The sequence below is a fragment of the Stutzerimonas stutzeri genome, from assembly GCF_038561965.1.
In the GTDB taxonomy this organism is placed as follows: Bacteria; Pseudomonadota; Gammaproteobacteria; order Pseudomonadales; family Pseudomonadaceae; genus Stutzerimonas; species Stutzerimonas stutzeri_AA.
Window position 1 is genome coordinate 4,580,265 of record NZ_CP139348.1, and the last position, 15,599, is coordinate 4,595,863.

A 15,599-nucleotide genomic window follows, 5' to 3' on the forward strand; every position below is an offset into this window, starting at 1 on the left:
CGGCGAACAGCATCCGGAGTCTGTTGCGTTCAGCAACTGTGGCGCCGGCAGGTGCCGGACAGCATGCCAACCGGCGGCCGCGCACGGCTCCCACAAGCATTCAGGAGCAAGCGGGCTACAGCAGCTCCGGGTGATGGATACGAGAGTTGGAACAAATCACGTATTACGCCCTATGGGCTTAGTACATCTGTGGCTGATAGAGCCGCGCATCATGACTACCCGCCAGCAGCTGGCCGAGGATCTCGTGATGCATGGCCAGCAGCTTGCCGTTGCGCTCGTTGATCTGCTGGCACTGACAGGCCAGTGCCCCGAGTTGCTGCCAGGACTGGGTAAGGCGCATGGCCTGCTCGGCAGGGTAGGAACCGAGCAGACGCTGCATGCCCTCGGCATCGGCCTGCAGACGGAAGGCACTCAGCACCTTGGCCCGGCGCTGGGCCCGCATGCCGATGGTTTCGACGCGCGTGGTGATCTGCAGATTGAGTCGATCAATCTCTACACTGTCACGCTCGAGCAGGAATGCGTAGAGCGCCTGCATCAGATCGCGCAGGGCCAGGTAATCCTCGCAATCCTGCACAAGGTCGCTGGCGACGACCGCAAGCAGCTTGTCGCGCTGGTTCACGCATCGCTTCCGCGGTGGTAGGCGAGCATGCTGCCGGCCAGCTCGGCGGGATCGCTGGAGATCTCACCGCGCTGCAGGGCCTGCTTGATCGCCGCAACCCGGTCGAGGTCGATTTCCGGCATAGCGCGCAGGGCGTCATGCATCTGCTCCAGCGGAAGGCTGGCAGGTTGGCGCACCAGCGCTTCAGCCGCAGGGCGTGCAGCGGGCTGGCGATTGGTGCTGGCCTCGGCGGCCGGTGTCAGGGCGGGCTTGAAATGCCGGCTGATTTCCATGATTGCGTTCCAACTCGGTGGTTACAGCCAAAGAGGCGACCGCTTGGGCGAAAACCTTAAATCTATTCTGCAGGGCACGGATGGACGGTGCGTCCGACGTTGCTGCGCCGGTCGATTCTGCCCCTTACCCAGCCCCATCGCAAAAACTCAGGCCATTCGATTACGCCACCAGCTCTGCGCGGCCAGGCCGTCCTGGATCTTCTGCTCCTGCTGCGCAAGCAGCTGCTGCCATTGCTGCATCTTGTCATCGATCATGTGCTCGACCACTTTCTCGCTGCGCATGGCCTGCAGCAGCTCGCGCTGAATACGCTCCAGCGCCTGCTCGGCAACCGCCAACTCACGGCGCTGCAGCTCCACCATCTTGTACAGGGTGGCCTTGTAACGCTGCTGGTTGTCGCGCTGCAGTGGTGTGCTCATCGGCACGGAAAAGCCGCACAGGCGGCTCAGGCCGGTGATGTTGTTGCGGTAGCGCTGGCAAAGGTTCTGCTGGTACTGCACGCGGCCGAGCATCTGCCGCACACGGTGGCTGCGCAGGCTGGCCAGGCGGCCGAGGGTCTCGATCTGCTGTTTCATCGCGGTTTCCCGAGGATGTTCTGCAAGGTGGCAACGCTGGCTTCCAGCTCGGCGGCCTCGCCGACGTCCTGACGCAGGAAGCGCTCGATGGTCGGCGCCAGCTGCACCGCGCGATCGGTCTTGATGTCGGCGCCCGGCGTGTAGCCACCGAGCGGGATAAGCTCCTTGATCTTCTCGAAGGTGCTGTAGCACTCCTTGAGCTGGCGCGCCGCGCCCAGGTGCGCCGGCTGTCCGACCTGGCTCATGCAGCGGCTGACCGAGGCGCACACGTCGATGGCCGGGTAATGTCCGGCTTCGGCCAGGCGCCGCGAGAGCACGATGTGGCCGTCGAGAATCGCCCGCGCGCAGTCGACGATGGGATCCTGCTGGTCGTCGCCTTCAGCCAGTACCGTATAGATGGCGCTGAGACTGCCGTTGTCGCTGGCACCATTGCCGGCACTCTCCACCAGCTCCGGCAGCATGCCGAACACCGATGGCGGGTAGCCCTTGGTCGCCGGCGGCTCGCCGAGGGCCAGGGCGATTTCGCGCTGGGCCATGGCATAGCGGGTCAGCGAATCGACCAGCAGCAGCACGTCGTGGCCCTGGTCGCGGAAGTAGGCGGCGATGCTGTGACAGAGTTCGGTGGCCTTCAGGCGCATCAGCGGCGATTCGTTGGCCGGCGCGACCACCACCACGGCCTTCTTCAGGCCCTCCTCGCCGAGCGAATGCAGGAGGAATTCCTGCACCTCGCGGCCACGCTCGCCGATCAGCCCGACCACCACCACATCGGCCTTGGTCTGCCGGGTAATCATGCCCAGCAGCACGCTCTTGCCGACGCCGGAGCCGGCGAACAGGCCGACGCGCTGGCCCTTGCCCAGGGTCAGGGTGGCATTGATCGCGCGCACGCCGACATCCAGCGCTTCGCTGACCGGCTTGCGCTTGAGCGGATTGACCGAGGGCAGCTCGGTCGGCAACGGGTCGCGCCCGCCGAGCTTGCCCAGTTCGTCCAGCGGTTCGCCGAGGCCGTTGACCACACGCCCCAGCCAGGACTCATCGATGTGCAGCTTGGCGTCATCCGGCGCCGGGAATACCCGCGAACCGGCCGTCAGACCGACCGGTTTCTTGAACGGCATCAGGTAGGTGATATCGCGATTGAAGCCCACCACCTGCGCTTCCAGCATGCTGCCGTCGCCCTGCTCGACATAGCAGCGTTGACCGGTCATGCGCTGGCAGCCGAGGCTTTCCAGCAGCATGCCGGAGACACGCACCAACCGCCCGCTGACCTTGGCCAACTGCACGTTGTCCAGCGAGCGCAGGGCCTCGTCGAGGCGGAAGCTGTCGCGCAGGGCCATCGGTCAGCCCTGCGCCGTGATGTGTTCGGCGAGGGTTTCCATGCACGAGTCCAGGCGTTGCTGGCAGCCGATATCAGCTTCGGCCTGCGCCGTCAGCACGCGGCACTCGCCGAGCGCCAGCTTGTCGTCCGGCACCAGGCGCCAGGCGCCGGCCCGCTCGGGCGCCAGCTCGCGAATACGCGCGCACTCTTCCGGATTGAGGTGGATACGCACCTCTTCTTGGTCTCCCGGCATGGCGTTGAGCGCCTCCTCGGCCAGGGTCAGCAACTGGGTCGGATGCAGGGTCAGCTCACAGCGAATCACCTGCCGTGCGACCTTCTGCACCAGCTCCAGCAGCTCCTCGCGGCGCGCCTGCTCGTATTCCTGACGAAAGCCTTCGAATGCCTCGATCAGGCGGTCCAGCGGGCGACCGGCCTCGTCGAACGCGCGGCGGCCCTGCTGGCGGCCCTCTTCCAGGCCCAGCGCCTTGCCATCTTCGACGCCACGCTGGAAGCCTTCGCGATGCCCCGCTTCGCGGCCCTGCTCCAGGCCTTCGCGGTAGCCCTTGTCGATGCCTTCCTGAAAGCCATCGGCCACCGCGCGCTGCAGTGCTGCCGGGTCGCCGGCGAAACCAGCCGCGGCCTGTGCCGGGGTCTTCACCCTTGGCGGAAAGCGGAACGGCCGCCAGCTGCGGTCGGCACCCTTGATCACCTTGACCGTCATGTCATTCCACCGTCTGTTCGCGGAACAGCTGCACCTGCAGCTCGCCATCGGCGGACATCTCGCGCACCACGGCCATGATGTCCTTGCGCACCTGCTCGACACGGCTCAGCGGCACCGGGCCCTGACGCCGGTTGATCGATTCCATCTGCTGCGCCTGGCGCTTGGGCATGGCGCCCTGAATGGCCTTGACCAGCTCCGGTTCGGCGCCTTTCAGCGCGACCACCCACTCGTCCAGCGGAATCACTTCCAGCAGGGTCTGCAGCACGTCCTGGTTCTGCCGCGAGAGGATGAAGAAGTCGTACATTTCATCCTCGATCTTGCCGACCAGCTCTTCGTTGTGCGCGCGTAGCAGCTCGAACATCTGGTCGCGATTGCCCTTGAAGCGGTTCATGATGTCCGCCGCCTGCTTGACGCCACGTACCTGCGAACCCTGGGTGCTGAGCACCTTGAGGCTGCGGTCGATCAGCTGCTCCAGCTCGGCGATCACGTCGCTGTTGACCTCCGAGAGGTTGGCGATGCGATACAGCAGCTCGTCCTGACGCTCGGCCGGCATGCATTCGAGTACCTCGGTGGCCATGCCCGGCGGCAGGAAGGCGAGGAACACCGCCTGCATCTGCGCGTGCTCCTTGGCGATCAGCGCAGCGAACTGCTTGGGGTCGAGCCATTCCATCTTGGCCATCTTGGCGCGGATTTCCTCGCCGTAGATCGAGTCCAGCAGCGAGCGGGTGATGTCACCGCCCAGCGCCTTGCCGAGCATCCCGGACAGGTAGGCACGTGAGGCGCCCTTGATGCTGCTCTGCTCCTTGTAATCGTCGAAGAAACGGCTGATCACATCGGAAACCATCGGCTGCTTGACGTTGGACAGTCGCGCCATCGCCTGGCTGATGCTGATGATTTCCTCGCGGGAGAAATTGCGCAGGATCCCGGCGGAAATCTCGTCACCCATGCTCAGCATGAGGATTGCCGCCTGGTCCAGCGAGCTGACCGAGCGCAGCTGCACCGGCCGCGGTTTGATCTCGCGGGACGACGCCTGGCTTTCTTCAGCCGGCTGGGTTGAGGTCTCTTTCATTGCGCCCTATCCAATGCTTGATGACTTCCGAGACACGCTCGGGATCGTTCTTGGCGAGCATCTGCAAATGCTCGATCTGCAGTTCCAGCCCCGACCCCGGCGCCGGCAGGCGGATTTCCGAGAGCGGGTTAAGTTCGCCGAAAATGTGCGGGCCACCGGCCTCACGCGGACTGGACAGGGCCGGCCGGCTATCGCCTTCCAGCGCGGCCGGTATGCCCGGCTCGACCAGGCTGCCCTCCAGCCCTTCGGCCTGCGGCAATGCCGCGACGCTGCGCTGGGTCAGGTTGCGTACCGCCGGGCGCACCACGATCAGCAGCAACAACAGGGCGACCAGCCCGGCAACGCCGATCTTGGCCAGCGCATGAATCTGGCTGTTCTCCCACCAGGGCACGACCTGTTCGATCGACTCCACGGCGGCGAAGGGCAACACGCTGAGGCTCAGCAGATCGCCGCGGTCCTGCTTGAAGCCGACGGCGTTGCGCACCATCGCTTCCATCTCGGCACGTGCCTCGTCGGTCCAGCCGCCCTCGGGCGCCGCCGCGGAGTTGAGCACTACCGCAACGCTCTGCTGACGCAGCGCGAAGCCGGCGTGCTTGACGTGCACCACGCTCTGGTCGTAATCCATCTGGCGAGTCGACTCCTCGCGCAGCGAGGTTGCGCCCTTGGTTTCGCCTATGCCCGCCGCGGGCTCCTCGCCCTCTTTCGGCGGCGCCACGGGGCGGTTGGCCAGCGAACCGGGAATGCCCAGGGCCAGCTGATCGAGCGCGCTCTCGTTGCGCAGTACCTCACTGCGCAGCCGCGGCGTCTCGCCATAGGACTGGAAGGTTTCTTCCTTCTGGCTGAAGTCGATATCGGCGGCGACGCTGATGCGGTAGTTGCCCAGGCCCAGCACCGGCGCCAGCACCTGTTCGATGTTGGCGGCCGCCTTCTGCTGATAGTCATCAACCGCCTGCCAGTTCTGCGCCGGTCCGCCGCCGACACTCAAGCCACGCGAGAGCAGCGCGCCGTACTGGTCGACCACGCCGACATCTTCCGGCTTGAGGTTGGGCACGCTGTTGGCGACCAGATTGATGATGGCGCCGACCTGATCGTGGGTGAGCTTGTAGCCCGGTTCCAGCTGCAGCATCACCGACGCCTTGCTCGGGGCGCGCTTGCTGACCACGAAGGAACTGTTCTCCTCCTGCGCCAGATGCACCCGCGCATGCTGCACGCCCTTGAGCGCCATCACCGTGCGCGCCAGCTCGCCTTCCAGGCTGCGCTTGAGGCGTACGTCCTGAACGAACTGGCTGGTGCCCAGCGGCTCTTCCTTGTCGAACAGCTCGTAGCCGGCCGGCTGCGCGACCTTCACGCCCTTGGCGTTGAGCAGCAGCCGTGCCTGTGCCAACTGATCCTCGCGGACCAGGATCTGGCCGCTTTGCGGATGGATGCGGTACTGCAGCGCTTCGCCGTCGAGCACCTGCATCACCTCGGCGGCGGGGAACGATTCGCCGGCACCATGCAGCGGGCGGAACGAACCGTTGTCGCGCCACAGATAGAAGGCCACGGCCACAGCCAGCGCCGCGGCGATGACCGCCATGCCGGCCAGCGTCACACGCGGATCGAGTTGCAGCCCACCTGCGGGCAACCTGGATTTGAGTTTCTGCAGCACGTCTTAGCTCTCTGGGCCGGTTACAGCGGCATTCGCATGACGTCGTCGAACGCCGTCGTCAGTTTGTTGCGCACCTGCAGCAGGGCGGAGAACGACACGCTGGCCTTCTGGCTGTCGATCATTGCGCCGACCAGGTCATCGCTCTTGCCGCTATCGACGGCCGCCATCGCCGCACCGGCCTTGTGCTGCTCGGCATCCACCGAACGCAGCGCCGCCTCGAACGAACCGCTGATGGCATTGGCCGCCATGCTCGACGGGCGGATCGGTTGCCCTTCCGCGGCACCGGCCAGTTGTTGCATGCGGCCCAGCAGATCCTGCTGCACCTGAGTAATGGAACTCATGGTTGCTCTCCCCCGATCATTCAGAAATTCAGCTCGATGCCCTGCTCGCGCATCGCATTGAGGCGGTAGCGCAAGGCGCGTGAGGTCATGCCCAGGCTCGCCGCAGCCTTGGTCTTGTGGCCGTCGAAGCGGCGGATGGTGTCGATGACATGCTGGTACTCGGCCCACTTGCCGCTGGCACGCAGGGCTGCCTTGCCGTTCTCGGCCGCGAGCGCCAGCGGCTTCTCGACCCGGACCGAGGCGGCGACAGGTGCCGCCAGGCCGAGATCCTGCGGCTGAATGAACAGCCCGTTGCGCAGCACCAGCGCACGCTGCACGGTGTTTTCCAGCTCACGGGCATTGCCGGGCCAGTCGTGCTGCAACAGCGCGCGGCAGGCGTCCTCGGTGAGCAGCTCGTCATGGGCTTCCTGCGGGGCGTATTTGCTGATGAAGCGGCGAGCCAGCGGCAGCACGTCTTCCTTGCGTTCGCGCAGCGGGCTGATGTGCAGCGGCAGCACGTCGAGGCGGAACATCAGGTCGGCACGGAAGCGGCCCTCGGCGACTTCCTGCTGCAGGTCGCGGTTGGTCGCCGCGATGATGCGCACGTTGAGTTCGATCTCGCGCCGCCCACCCAGACGCTCCACGCGCTGTTCCTGCAACACGCGCAGCAGCTTGGCCTGCAGCCCCAATGGCAGCTCGCCGATCTCGTCGAGCAGCAGGGTGCCGCCGTTGGCCAGCTCGAACTTGCCGGGCTGGGCATTCACCGCACCGGTGAAGGCGCCTTTTTCATGGCCGAAGAGAATGGATTCAAGCATCTGCTCGGGAATCGCCGCGCAGTTGACCGCGATGAACGGCGCGTCCGCGCTGGCGGAGAAGCGATGGATGTAGCGCGCCATCAGCTCCTTGCCGGTGCCGGTCTCGCCGGTGATCAGGATCGGCGCGCGGGTCAGCGAAACGCGCTGGGCCATGGCCAGCAGCCGGCGGCCAGCTTGTGAGCAGGAGACGAAGCTTTCCTGGGCGGCCTCGGCACAGACCTGTCGGCGCAGCAGCGCAGCCAATTGAGCTTCACTGAACGGCGACAGCAGGTAATCGACACAACCGATCTCGAGCAGCGCTGCCGCCTTTTCCTGATCGGCGTATTCAACCACCGGAATGACACTGAGATTGCGTGCCCGTCGCGTCAGTGTTTCTACCTGCGCATATAAGGAGCGCGCCGGCAAACTACCGACAACAACAAACATCAGGGAAAACTGGTCGATCTCGGATCTACCCAGACCATCCAGAACATCGTAACGGCTAACTTTGCAGCCCTGCCGACGCAACCCCGCCTGGAGAAAATCGCAAGCGGCCTCATGCGCACTTCCGATGATCGCGACCTTCTTCGCCGGCAATTCATCGAATAGCTCGTCGCATGAGTAATTCATTGCCTGACTGACACTTTTCAATGTGACCACCTTGCCCTTCTGGTAGTTGCCTTGCCGAGGCACGGCGCGACGCCAAAAAAAGCGAAAGAAAAAAACGATTTAATTTTCCGGAACTACTGGCCGCCTTCTGCATGGCAACTTCGCCATCCGGGCGATTTCCCCAACGGCACTTCCCGGACAAGTGCGCGCACGCTATCAGGACGTCGGATCAATTCCCCAATCAGTTCTGCTTAATTGAAATCAACGGATGCCTGATGCGCTCAAAAAAGCTCATTTGATATCTCTTGATTTAACTCCCTCACGCGCCCAGGCCTAGGATGGCGGCACGCTAGAGCCGTGCCCGGGAAAACACCCGTGCCTGCCAGCCAATCATCTGCATGCACGGCCAGCGGCAACGCCGCCGTGTTAACCGACCCCAGGAAATACAGTTCACAACATGACTGGCAATTCAAAAGTCCACCATGGCGTGCCCGCCCAAAGCCTGACTGTATTGAAACCGCAGAAGCTGGGACGGCATCACCACAAGATTCCGCAGTACATCAAGGAAAGCACCAACAAGAACCCGCGCCTGATTGGCGACTATTTCCTGCGCAACTATCGGATCAACCTCGAACTGAACAAGATCAATGTTCAGGAAGAGCGCAGTGAAGAGCCGGACTGCATCTATCGTTCGGCCATGGGGAAAGTTGGTTTCTCCATCGATCGCGCACTGCTTACCGAAGCGCTGGAGTGTTATTACGGCGGCACCGTAGTGGCCAGCCAGGACACGCCGCCGATCAGTACCTCAGAACAGCGCATGCGCAATCGTCTGGGCATGGACATCACCGACATATTTGCTCGCTCGATATTGTCCGGCGATACGTTCGGCAAGCTCGACAGCTATCGCAACGACTACGAGGAAACCAGCTGGGAGTATGTGGCGGAGTACGAGTACATCAGCCATATCACCGGTAGCCGCTCCTCGATCTACATCTATCTGGATACCGAGCTGGTCGATGAACTGACCAGTCGCCTGGCCGGCCCACCTCCGCCACGCCTGCCGGGCAATCCCATCGATCACATCAAGCATCTGCCGGTGCGCCTCGACTGCGTGGTCGCGTCGGCGCAGATGCCGCTGGCGCAGGTGCTCGCGCTGCAGCTCGACGACATCCTGATGCTGCGCCCGCTGGACCGCTACGAAGTGCGCATCAACCAGCAGAAGCTCTATCGCGGCACCATCTTCGAAGAGGACGGAGCCCTGTTCCTTACTTCACTTGAAAGCGTGAACACCCAATGAACGGTCATCTTTCCGACAACGAATTCGAAAACCTCATCAACGAAGGCGACCTCAGCCTGGATAGCGCCGAGGCTCCAGCGCTCGAAGCCCCTGCCGCGGCACCTGCACCGCGCCAGGACCTGAGCTTCTTCGGCAAGATTCCGGTGAACGTCACCCTCGAGGTCGCCTCGGCGGAAATTTCCCTCAAGGAATTGATGGAGTGCGACACCAGCAGTGTCATCGTGCTCGACAAGCTGGCCGGCGAACCACTGGACGTGAAGGTCAACGGCACCCTCTTCGCCAAAGCCGAGGTGGTGGTGATGAATGGCAGCTACGGCCTGCGCATTGTCGAGCTGTCCGGCACCAGCCTGGACGCCTTCGCCCCATGAACCTGCGTCGCGGGTTGAGCCTGCTCGGCCTCTTGCTGCTCGGCCTGATGCCACTGGCAGCCCAGGCCGCCGGTGGTGAGATCACCCTGTTCAACCTGAACGATACCGAGAACGGCCAGGAGTTCTCGGTGAAGTTGCAGATCCTCATCATCATGACCCTGCTCGGCTTCCTGCCGGCGATGCTGATGATGATGACCTGCTTCACCCGTTTCATCATCGTGCTGGCCATCCTGCGCCAGGCCATCGGCCTGCAGCAGAGCCCGCCGAACCAGGTGCTGATCGGCATCGCCCTGATCGTCACCCTGCTGGTGATGCGTCCGGTCTGGCAGGACATCCACAGCCAGGCCTACGAGCCGTTCCAGAACGACGAGATCACGCTCGAACAGGCGCTGGACTCGGCCAAGGGCAGCCTGGCGGGCTTCATGCTGGCGCAGACCAACAAGAATTCCCTGGAAACCATGGTCGCGCTGGCCGGTGAGGAACTGCCGGAAAACCTCGACGACCTGGACTTCTCGCTACTGCTGCCGGCGTTCGTGCTGAGCGAGCTGAAGACTGCATTTCAGCTGGGCTTCATGATCTTTGTGCCGTTTCTGGTGATCGACCTGGTGGTGGCCAGCGTGCTGATGGCGATGGGCATGATGATGCTCTCGCCGATGATGATTTCGTTGCCGTTCAAATTGATGGTGTTCGTGCTGGTCGACGGCTGGGCGCTGTTGATGGGGACGTTGACCACCAGTATTCAGCCGTTTTAGGTGGTGAGAATGGATGCCTTTGCCGTGCGCCTTACCTGTAGGAGCGAGCTTGCTCGCGAAGCGTTTGGGCTTGGGTTTCTGGAGGCATGGCCTGTTAGCGGCGTTGGCCGATACATCGGTTTCGCCCTGCTGGGCGACTCACTTTTTTCAAACGCGAAAAAAGTAAGCAAAAACGCTTGCCCCTCCATACGGCCCCGGCTGCGCCGGGGTTCCCTCGCTCCGGTGACGTTCCAGGGGCCCGCCGCGAAGGGCCATCCCTGGCCCATCGCGGCTCTCGCGGCATCCATGCCGCTCAACCCCTTCCACGCCACCTACGCTCGGCCTTCTGAAAGGGGCGATTCGGTCGCGCCTGAAAGGCCATGCAGCGAAGTGGATGTGCGGGGTTCAAGAGAATGTAGGGTGGGTAACGCGAAGCTTACCCACCGATATTCAAAGGCAAATTTCGATACCGATTGCCGCGTCGATTGCGGTGGAAAATGCTTCGCAGTTTTCCACCCTACGGAGCCTGCCTGCGGCCAAAGCTGCTTTTGCATCGCACGACCTGACAGGCGACACCAAACGCCCCTTTCAGAAGGCCGAATGGAATCGCTGCGCAGAGGGGCGAGCGGCATGGATGCCGCGAGAGCCGTGAAGGGCCATGGATGGCCCTTGCGCGGCGACCCTCGGAGCAGCGATGGAATGAGGGAAGTCGAGCGCAGCGAGACCCGGATGGAGGGGCAAGCGTTTTTGCTTACTTTTTTCGCGACTGAAAAAAGTGAGTCGCCCAGCAGGGCGAAACCAATGCGTCGGCCATCCCGGCCAATAGGCATTAACCCCAGAAGCCCAAGCCGAAACGCTTCGTGGCCAAGCCCGCTCCCACAACAAGCAAAGCCAAAGCTGCAGTTCGCCGCCTGGCCAAGCGGTGCATTCACCGTCACCTCAAAGGTGCCCCAATGCTAACCCCCGACACCGCCGTCCATATCGTCTCCAACGCCATCCACGTGATCGTCCTGGTGGTCTGCGTGCTGATCGTCCCGAGTCTGCTCGGCGGCCTCTTGATCAGCATTTTCCAGGCCGCCACGCAGATCAACGAACAGATGCTGAGCTTCCTCCCACGTCTGTTGATCACCCTCGGCATGCTGGTGTTCGCCGGGCACTGGATCCTGCGCACGCTGAGCGACCTGTTCATCGAAACCTTCCAGCAGGCGGGTCGCTTGGTCGGCTGAATCATGCCCAACGATCCCCTCATGCACGCTGGCCAATACCTGCAATCGCTGCTCGCCTACTGGTGGCCGTTCTGCCGGATCATGGCCGTGTTCAGCCTGGCTCCGATGTTCAGCCACAAGGCGATCAGCGTGCGTGTGCGCATCCTCCTGGCGCTGGCGCTGACCCTGGTGCTGGGCGCCGCGTTGCCGACGCCGCCCAATCTCGACCCGCTGTCGCTGGCTGGCATGCTGGCGGCCATCGAGCAGATCGCCATGGGTTTGCTGCTGGGCCTGGCGCTGCTCCTGGTCTTCACCGTGTTCACCCTGATCGGTGACGTGGTCTCGACCCAGCTCGGTCTGTCCATGGCGGTGTTCAACGACCCCATGAACGGCGTCTCCTCGGCCTCGATCATCTACCAGCTGTATTTCATCCTGCTGGCGCTGCTGTTCTTCGCCATCGACGGCCATCTGGTCACGGTGAGCATCATCTACCAGAGCTTCGTCTACTGGCCGATCGGCAGCGGGCTGTTCTACGACGGCTTGCAGACCATTGCCTGGTCGATGGCCTGGGTGATTTCGGCGGCGCTGCTGATCGCTCTGCCGATCGTCTTCTGCATGACGCTGGTGCAGTTCTGCTTCGGCCTGCTCAATCGCATCTCGCCGGCGATGAACCTGTTCTCGCTGGGCTTTCCCATGGCGATCCTGGCCGGGTTGTCGCTGATCTACCTGACCCTGCCGAACCTCGCCGAGGCCTACCTGCATCTGACCCGCGACCTGCTGGACAAGATCGGCGTACTGCTCAGGAGCAGCGGCCATGTCTGAGCAGAACAGCAGCCAGGAAAAGACCGAAGAGGCCTCCGAGCAGAAACTCAAGAAGAGTCGCGACGACGGCCAGGTCACCCGCTCCAAGGACGTCGCTACCACCGTTTCGCTGCTCGCCACGCTGTTGCTGCTCAAGCTCAGCGCCGGGCTGTTTCTCGACGGCATGCAGCAGAGCTTCAGCTACTCCTATATCAACTTCCATCAGAGCGAAATCGGCATCGACGATGTGCAGGTGATCCTGCTGCACAACCTGTTGGTGTTCATCAGCGTGCTGCTGCCGCTGCTGCTGACGCCGATCCTGGTCATCGTTTTTGCCCTGGTGCCCGGCGGATGGGTGTTCGCCTCGAAGAACTTCGCGCCGAAGTTCAGCAAGCTCAACCCCATTACCGGACTGGGACGGATGGTCGGCGCGCAGAACTGGAGCGAACTGGCCAAGTCGCTGCTGAAGATCACCGCGCTGCTCGGCATCGCTGCCTGGCAGCTTCACTACGCGGCGCCGCGGCTGATCGCATTGCAGCGCACCGATATCTTCAACGCCATCGGCGGTGCCTTCTCGCTGACCTTCGACCTGGCGATTTCGTTGCTGCTGGTATTCGTGCTGTTCTCCTTCATCGACATCCCGCTGCAGCGCTTCTTCTTCCTGAAGAAAATGCGCATGACCAAGCAGGAGCGCAAGGAAGAGCACAAGAACCAGGAAGGTCGACCCGAGGTGAAGGCACGCATCAAGCAACTGCAGCGCCAGCTGGCGCAGCGGCAGATCACCAAGGTGATCAAGGAGGCCGACGTGGTGATCGTCAACCCGACCCACTATGCCGTGGCACTCAAGTACGACCCGAAGAAGGCCGAAACACCCTTCGTCATCGCCCGTGGCGTCGATGAGATGGCGCTGTACATCCGCAAGATGGCCCAGGCCAACGCGCTGGAAGTGATCGAACTACCGCCGCTGGCCCGCGCGATCTACTACAGCACCCAGGTCAATCAGCAGATCCCCGCACCGCTCTACACCGCCGTGGCCCATGTACTGACCTACATCCTCCAGCTCAAGGCCTGGAAGCAGGGTCGGCGCCAGGGCAAACCGGCGCTGGCCAGCAACATCCACATCCCCGAAGAACTGTTCAACCGAGCGCGCTCATGAGCCTGATTCAGAAACTGACGCCCACCTTCCGCAGTGGCCGGATCGGCATTCCGCTGATCATCCTGTCGATCCTGGCGATGATCATCCTGCCGCTGCCGCCGCAGCTGCTGGACATCCTGTTCACCTTCAACATCGCCATGGCGGTGCTGGTGCTGCTGGTCAGCGTGTCGTCCAAGAGTCCGCTGGATTTCTCACTGTTCCCCACGGTGATCCTGGTCACCACGCTGATGCGCCTGACGCTCAACGTCGCCTCGACCCGCGTGGTGCTGCTCGAAGGCCACTCGGGCACGGGCGCCGCGGGCAAGGTGATCGAGGCCTTCGGCGAGGTGGTGATTGGCGGCAACTTCATCGTCGGCCTGGTGGTGTTCGTGATCCTGATGATCATCAACTTCATCGTCATCACCAAGGGCGGCGAGCGCATCTCCGAAGTCACCGCACGTTTCACCCTGGACGCCCTGCCGGGCAAGCAGATGGCCATCGACGCCGACCTCAACGCGGGCCTGCTGACCCAGGAAGATGCCAAGGCGCGGCGCCAGGAAGTGGCCAAGGAAGCCGACTTCTATGGCGCCATGGACGGAGCCTCGAAGTTCGTCCGCGGCGATGCCATCGCCGGCATCCTGATCCTGCTGATCAACCTCTTCGGCGGTTTCGCCATCGGCGTGTTCGTCCACGACCTGGCCGCCGGCGAAGCCTTCAAGCAATACGCCCTGCTCACCATCGGTGACGGCCTGGTGGCGCAGATTCCGGCGCTGCTGTTGTCTACCGCGGCGGCGATCATCGTCACCCGCATCAATGAATCCAGCGATATCACCAGCCAGGTGCAGCGCCAGCTGCTGGCCAACCCGGCCTCGCTGTACACCGTGGCGGGCATTCTCTTCGTGCTCGGCATGGTCCCGGGCATGCCGCACCTGGCATTCCTCGGCTTCGCCGCGCTGATCGCCTTCATCGCCTGGCGCGTCTCGCTGCACGAGCCGCCAGCGGCCGGCGCCGATCTCAAGGAGATTCAGCAGCTCGGCCAGGCAATGGACAAGGAAAAGGCGCAGAGCCTGGCCTGGGAAGACATTCCGCTGGTCGAGCGGCTGTCGGTATCGCTTGGCTACAAGCTGGTCGGCCTGGTTAACGAAGCGTCCGGGGCGCCCTTGCCGGCGCGGGTACGCGGCGTGCGCCAGACCCTTTCCGAGCACCTCGGCTTCCTGCTGCCGGAAGTGCAGATCCGCGACAGCCTGCGACTCAAGGCCTCGCAGTACGACATCTACATCAACGGCGAGAAAATCGACGGCGCCGAGCTGCACGCCGATCGGCTGATGGCGATTCCCTCACCGGAACTCTATGGCGAGATCGACGGCATCCTTGGTACCGATCCGGCGTATCGCATGCAGGTGGTGTGGATTCAGCCTACGGACAAGTCCCGCGCGCTGAACCTCGGCTATCAGGTGATCGATTGCGCCAGCGTCATTGCTACGCACCTGAACAAGGTGATCCGCGAGCATTTGCCCGATCTGTTCAAGCACGACGACGTCGAGCACCTGATGCAGCGCCTGACCGTGCAGGCGCCGAAACTCGCCGAAAGCCTGAAGAACGCCCTGAGCTACACCCAGCAGATGCGCGTGTACCGTCAGCTGCTGCAGGAAGAGGTGCCGCTGCGCGACATCGAAACCATTGCCAGCACCTTGCTCGAATGCAGCGAGACCACCAAGGACCCCGTGCTACTGGCCGCCGACGTGCGCTATGCGCTGCGTCGAAGCATCGTATCGATGATTGCCGGAGATCGTCGCGAGCTGGCGGTATTCGTGCTGGAAAACGCGCTGGAGAACACCCTGCTCAATGCGCTCGCCATCGCCCAGCAAGCCGGCCAGGTCAGCCTGGACAATATCCCGGTGGAGCCGAGCCTGCTCAACCAGCTGCAGAACAGCATGCCGGTGGTGAAGGAAAAGCTGCGCAAGGACGGCCATCCGCCGATCCTTACCGTGATGCCCCAGCTGCGCCCATTGCTGTCGCGCTACGCACGGGTCTTCAGCCCGGGCCTGCACGTGCTGTCGCAGAACGAGATTCCCGACCGCGTCGGTGTGAACATCCTCGGTACGCTGGGTTAAGTCCCAGCCGT

At 63.2% G+C, this 15,599-nt stretch carries 16 protein-coding genes; 7 read left to right on the forward strand and 9 right to left on the reverse strand.

The window, feature by feature from the left end:
- Positions 1-178: 178 nt before the first annotated feature.
- The 9 genes from flgN to SM130_RS21215 all read right to left on the reverse strand — a co-directional run bounded on the left by flgN (position 179) and on the right by SM130_RS21215 (position 7,958).
- Positions 179-619, reverse strand: a complete 441-nt coding sequence (flgN, locus tag SM130_RS21175) for a flagellar protein FlgN (RefSeq protein WP_102826593.1) — start codon at positions 617-619, stop codon at positions 179-181.
- Positions 616-891: a flagellar biosynthesis anti-sigma factor FlgM gene (gene flgM, locus SM130_RS21180; RefSeq protein ID WP_015278798.1), complete on the reverse strand. Its 276-nt coding sequence runs from the start codon at positions 889-891 to the stop codon at positions 616-618. The genes flgN and flgM overlap by 4 nt, the downstream gene beginning before the upstream one ends.
- Positions 892-1,038: 147 nt before the next feature.
- Positions 1,039-1,464, reverse strand: coding sequence for a flagellar FliJ family protein (locus SM130_RS21185; RefSeq protein WP_058063377.1), 426 nt, complete (start codon positions 1,462-1,464; stop codon positions 1,039-1,041).
- Complete coding sequence (gene fliI, locus SM130_RS21190) at positions 1,461-2,795, reverse strand: flagellar protein export ATPase FliI (RefSeq protein ID WP_102826592.1); 1,335 nt, start codon at positions 2,793-2,795, stop codon at positions 1,461-1,463. The genes SM130_RS21185 and fliI overlap by 4 nt, the downstream gene beginning before the upstream one ends.
- 3 nt (positions 2,796-2,798) lie before the next feature.
- Entirely contained in the window at positions 2,799-3,497 is a 699-nt protein-coding gene (fliH, locus tag SM130_RS21195; RefSeq protein WP_102826591.1) for a flagellar assembly protein FliH, read from the reverse strand.
- Between the two features lies 1 nt (position 3,498).
- Positions 3,499-4,566, reverse strand: a complete 1,068-nt coding sequence (locus SM130_RS21200) for a FliG C-terminal domain-containing protein (RefSeq protein ID WP_102826590.1) — start codon at positions 4,564-4,566, stop codon at positions 3,499-3,501.
- On the reverse strand, positions 4,538-6,214 hold the full coding sequence (fliF, locus tag SM130_RS21205) for a flagellar basal-body MS-ring/collar protein FliF (RefSeq protein WP_102826589.1): 1,677 nt from the start codon (positions 6,212-6,214) through the stop codon (positions 4,538-4,540). The genes SM130_RS21200 and fliF overlap by 29 nt, the downstream gene beginning before the upstream one ends.
- Positions 6,215-6,234: 20 nt before the next feature.
- Positions 6,235-6,555: a flagellar hook-basal body complex protein FliE gene (locus SM130_RS21210; RefSeq protein WP_102826588.1), complete on the reverse strand. Its 321-nt coding sequence runs from the start codon at positions 6,553-6,555 to the stop codon at positions 6,235-6,237.
- A gap of 20 nt (positions 6,556-6,575) precedes the next feature.
- Positions 6,576-7,958: a sigma-54-dependent transcriptional regulator gene (locus SM130_RS21215; protein ID WP_102826723.1), complete on the reverse strand. Its 1,383-nt coding sequence runs from the start codon at positions 7,956-7,958 to the stop codon at positions 6,576-6,578.
- 436 nt (positions 7,959-8,394) lie between these two features.
- On the opposite strand from SM130_RS21215, the gene SM130_RS21220 reads away from it, so the two are divergent.
- The 7 genes from SM130_RS21220 to flhA all read left to right on the forward strand — a co-directional run bounded on the left by SM130_RS21220 (position 8,395) and on the right by flhA (position 15,588).
- Positions 8,395-9,234 carry a FliM/FliN family flagellar motor C-terminal domain-containing protein gene (locus SM130_RS21220; RefSeq protein ID WP_102826587.1) on the forward strand — a complete coding sequence of 280 codons (840 nt, stop codon included), beginning with the start codon at positions 8,395-8,397 and terminating at the stop codon, positions 9,232-9,234.
- Positions 9,231-9,602 (forward strand): flagellar motor switch protein FliN, encoded by a 372-nt coding sequence (fliN, locus tag SM130_RS21225; RefSeq protein WP_102826586.1) that lies wholly within the window; start codon positions 9,231-9,233, stop codon positions 9,600-9,602. The genes SM130_RS21220 and fliN overlap by 4 nt, the downstream gene beginning before the upstream one ends.
- Complete coding sequence (fliP, locus tag SM130_RS21230; RefSeq protein ID WP_102826585.1) at positions 9,599-10,354, forward strand: flagellar type III secretion system pore protein FliP; 756 nt, start codon at positions 9,599-9,601, stop codon at positions 10,352-10,354. The genes fliN and fliP overlap by 4 nt, the downstream gene beginning before the upstream one ends.
- A gap of 932 nt (positions 10,355-11,286) precedes the next feature.
- On the forward strand, positions 11,287-11,559 hold the full coding sequence (locus SM130_RS21235) for a flagellar biosynthetic protein FliQ (RefSeq protein ID WP_014595416.1): 273 nt from the start codon (positions 11,287-11,289) through the stop codon (positions 11,557-11,559).
- A gap of 21 nt (positions 11,560-11,580) precedes the next feature.
- Positions 11,581-12,360 carry a flagellar biosynthetic protein FliR gene (fliR, locus tag SM130_RS21240; RefSeq protein ID WP_038664790.1) on the forward strand — a complete coding sequence of 260 codons (780 nt, stop codon included), beginning with the start codon at positions 11,581-11,583 and terminating at the stop codon, positions 12,358-12,360.
- Positions 12,353-13,495 (forward strand): flagellar type III secretion system protein FlhB, encoded by a 1,143-nt coding sequence (gene flhB, locus SM130_RS21245; RefSeq protein WP_102826584.1) that lies wholly within the window; start codon positions 12,353-12,355, stop codon positions 13,493-13,495. Before fliR ends, flhB begins: the two co-directional genes overlap by 8 nt.
- Positions 13,492-15,588: a flagellar biosynthesis protein FlhA gene (gene flhA, locus SM130_RS21250; protein ID WP_102826583.1), complete on the forward strand. Its 2,097-nt coding sequence runs from the start codon at positions 13,492-13,494 to the stop codon at positions 15,586-15,588. Before flhB ends, flhA begins: the two co-directional genes overlap by 4 nt.
- Positions 15,589-15,599: the final 11 nt, after the last annotated feature.

Bases quoted from the DNA above. Each gene is read 5' to 3' on its own strand.
- flgM (WP_015278798.1), bottom strand. From the start codon at position 891: ATGGAAATCAGCCGGCATTTCAAGCCCGCCCTGACACCGGCCGCCGAG.
- SM130_RS21185 (WP_058063377.1), bottom strand. From the start codon at position 1,464: ATGAAACAGCAGATCGAGACCCTCGGCCGCCTGGCCAGCCTGCGCAGC.
- fliI (WP_102826592.1), bottom strand. From the start codon at position 2,795: ATGGCCCTGCGCGACAGCTTCCGCCTCGACGAGGCCCTGCGCTCGCTG.
- fliH (WP_102826591.1), bottom strand. From the start codon at position 3,497: ATGACGGTCAAGGTGATCAAGGGTGCCGACCGCAGCTGGCGGCCGTTC.
- SM130_RS21200 (WP_102826590.1), bottom strand. From the start codon at position 4,566: ATGAAAGAGACCTCAACCCAGCCGGCTGAAGAAAGCCAGGCGTCGTCC.
- SM130_RS21210 (WP_102826588.1), bottom strand. From the start codon at position 6,555: ATGAGTTCCATTACTCAGGTGCAGCAGGATCTGCTGGGCCGCATGCAA.
- SM130_RS21215 (WP_102826723.1), bottom strand. From the start codon at position 7,958: ATGAATTACTCATGCGACGAGCTATTCGATGAATTGCCGGCGAAGAAG.
- SM130_RS21220 (WP_102826587.1), top strand. From the start codon at position 8,395: ATGACTGGCAATTCAAAAGTCCACCATGGCGTGCCCGCCCAAAGCCTG.
- fliN (WP_102826586.1), top strand. From the start codon at position 9,231: ATGAACGGTCATCTTTCCGACAACGAATTCGAAAACCTCATCAACGAA.
- fliP (WP_102826585.1), top strand. From the start codon at position 9,599: ATGAACCTGCGTCGCGGGTTGAGCCTGCTCGGCCTCTTGCTGCTCGGC.
- SM130_RS21235 (WP_014595416.1), top strand. From the start codon at position 11,287: ATGCTAACCCCCGACACCGCCGTCCATATCGTCTCCAACGCCATCCAC.
- fliR (WP_038664790.1), top strand. From the start codon at position 11,581: ATGCACGCTGGCCAATACCTGCAATCGCTGCTCGCCTACTGGTGGCCG.
- flhB (WP_102826584.1), top strand. From the start codon at position 12,353: ATGTCTGAGCAGAACAGCAGCCAGGAAAAGACCGAAGAGGCCTCCGAG.
- flhA (WP_102826583.1), top strand. From the start codon at position 13,492: ATGAGCCTGATTCAGAAACTGACGCCCACCTTCCGCAGTGGCCGGATC.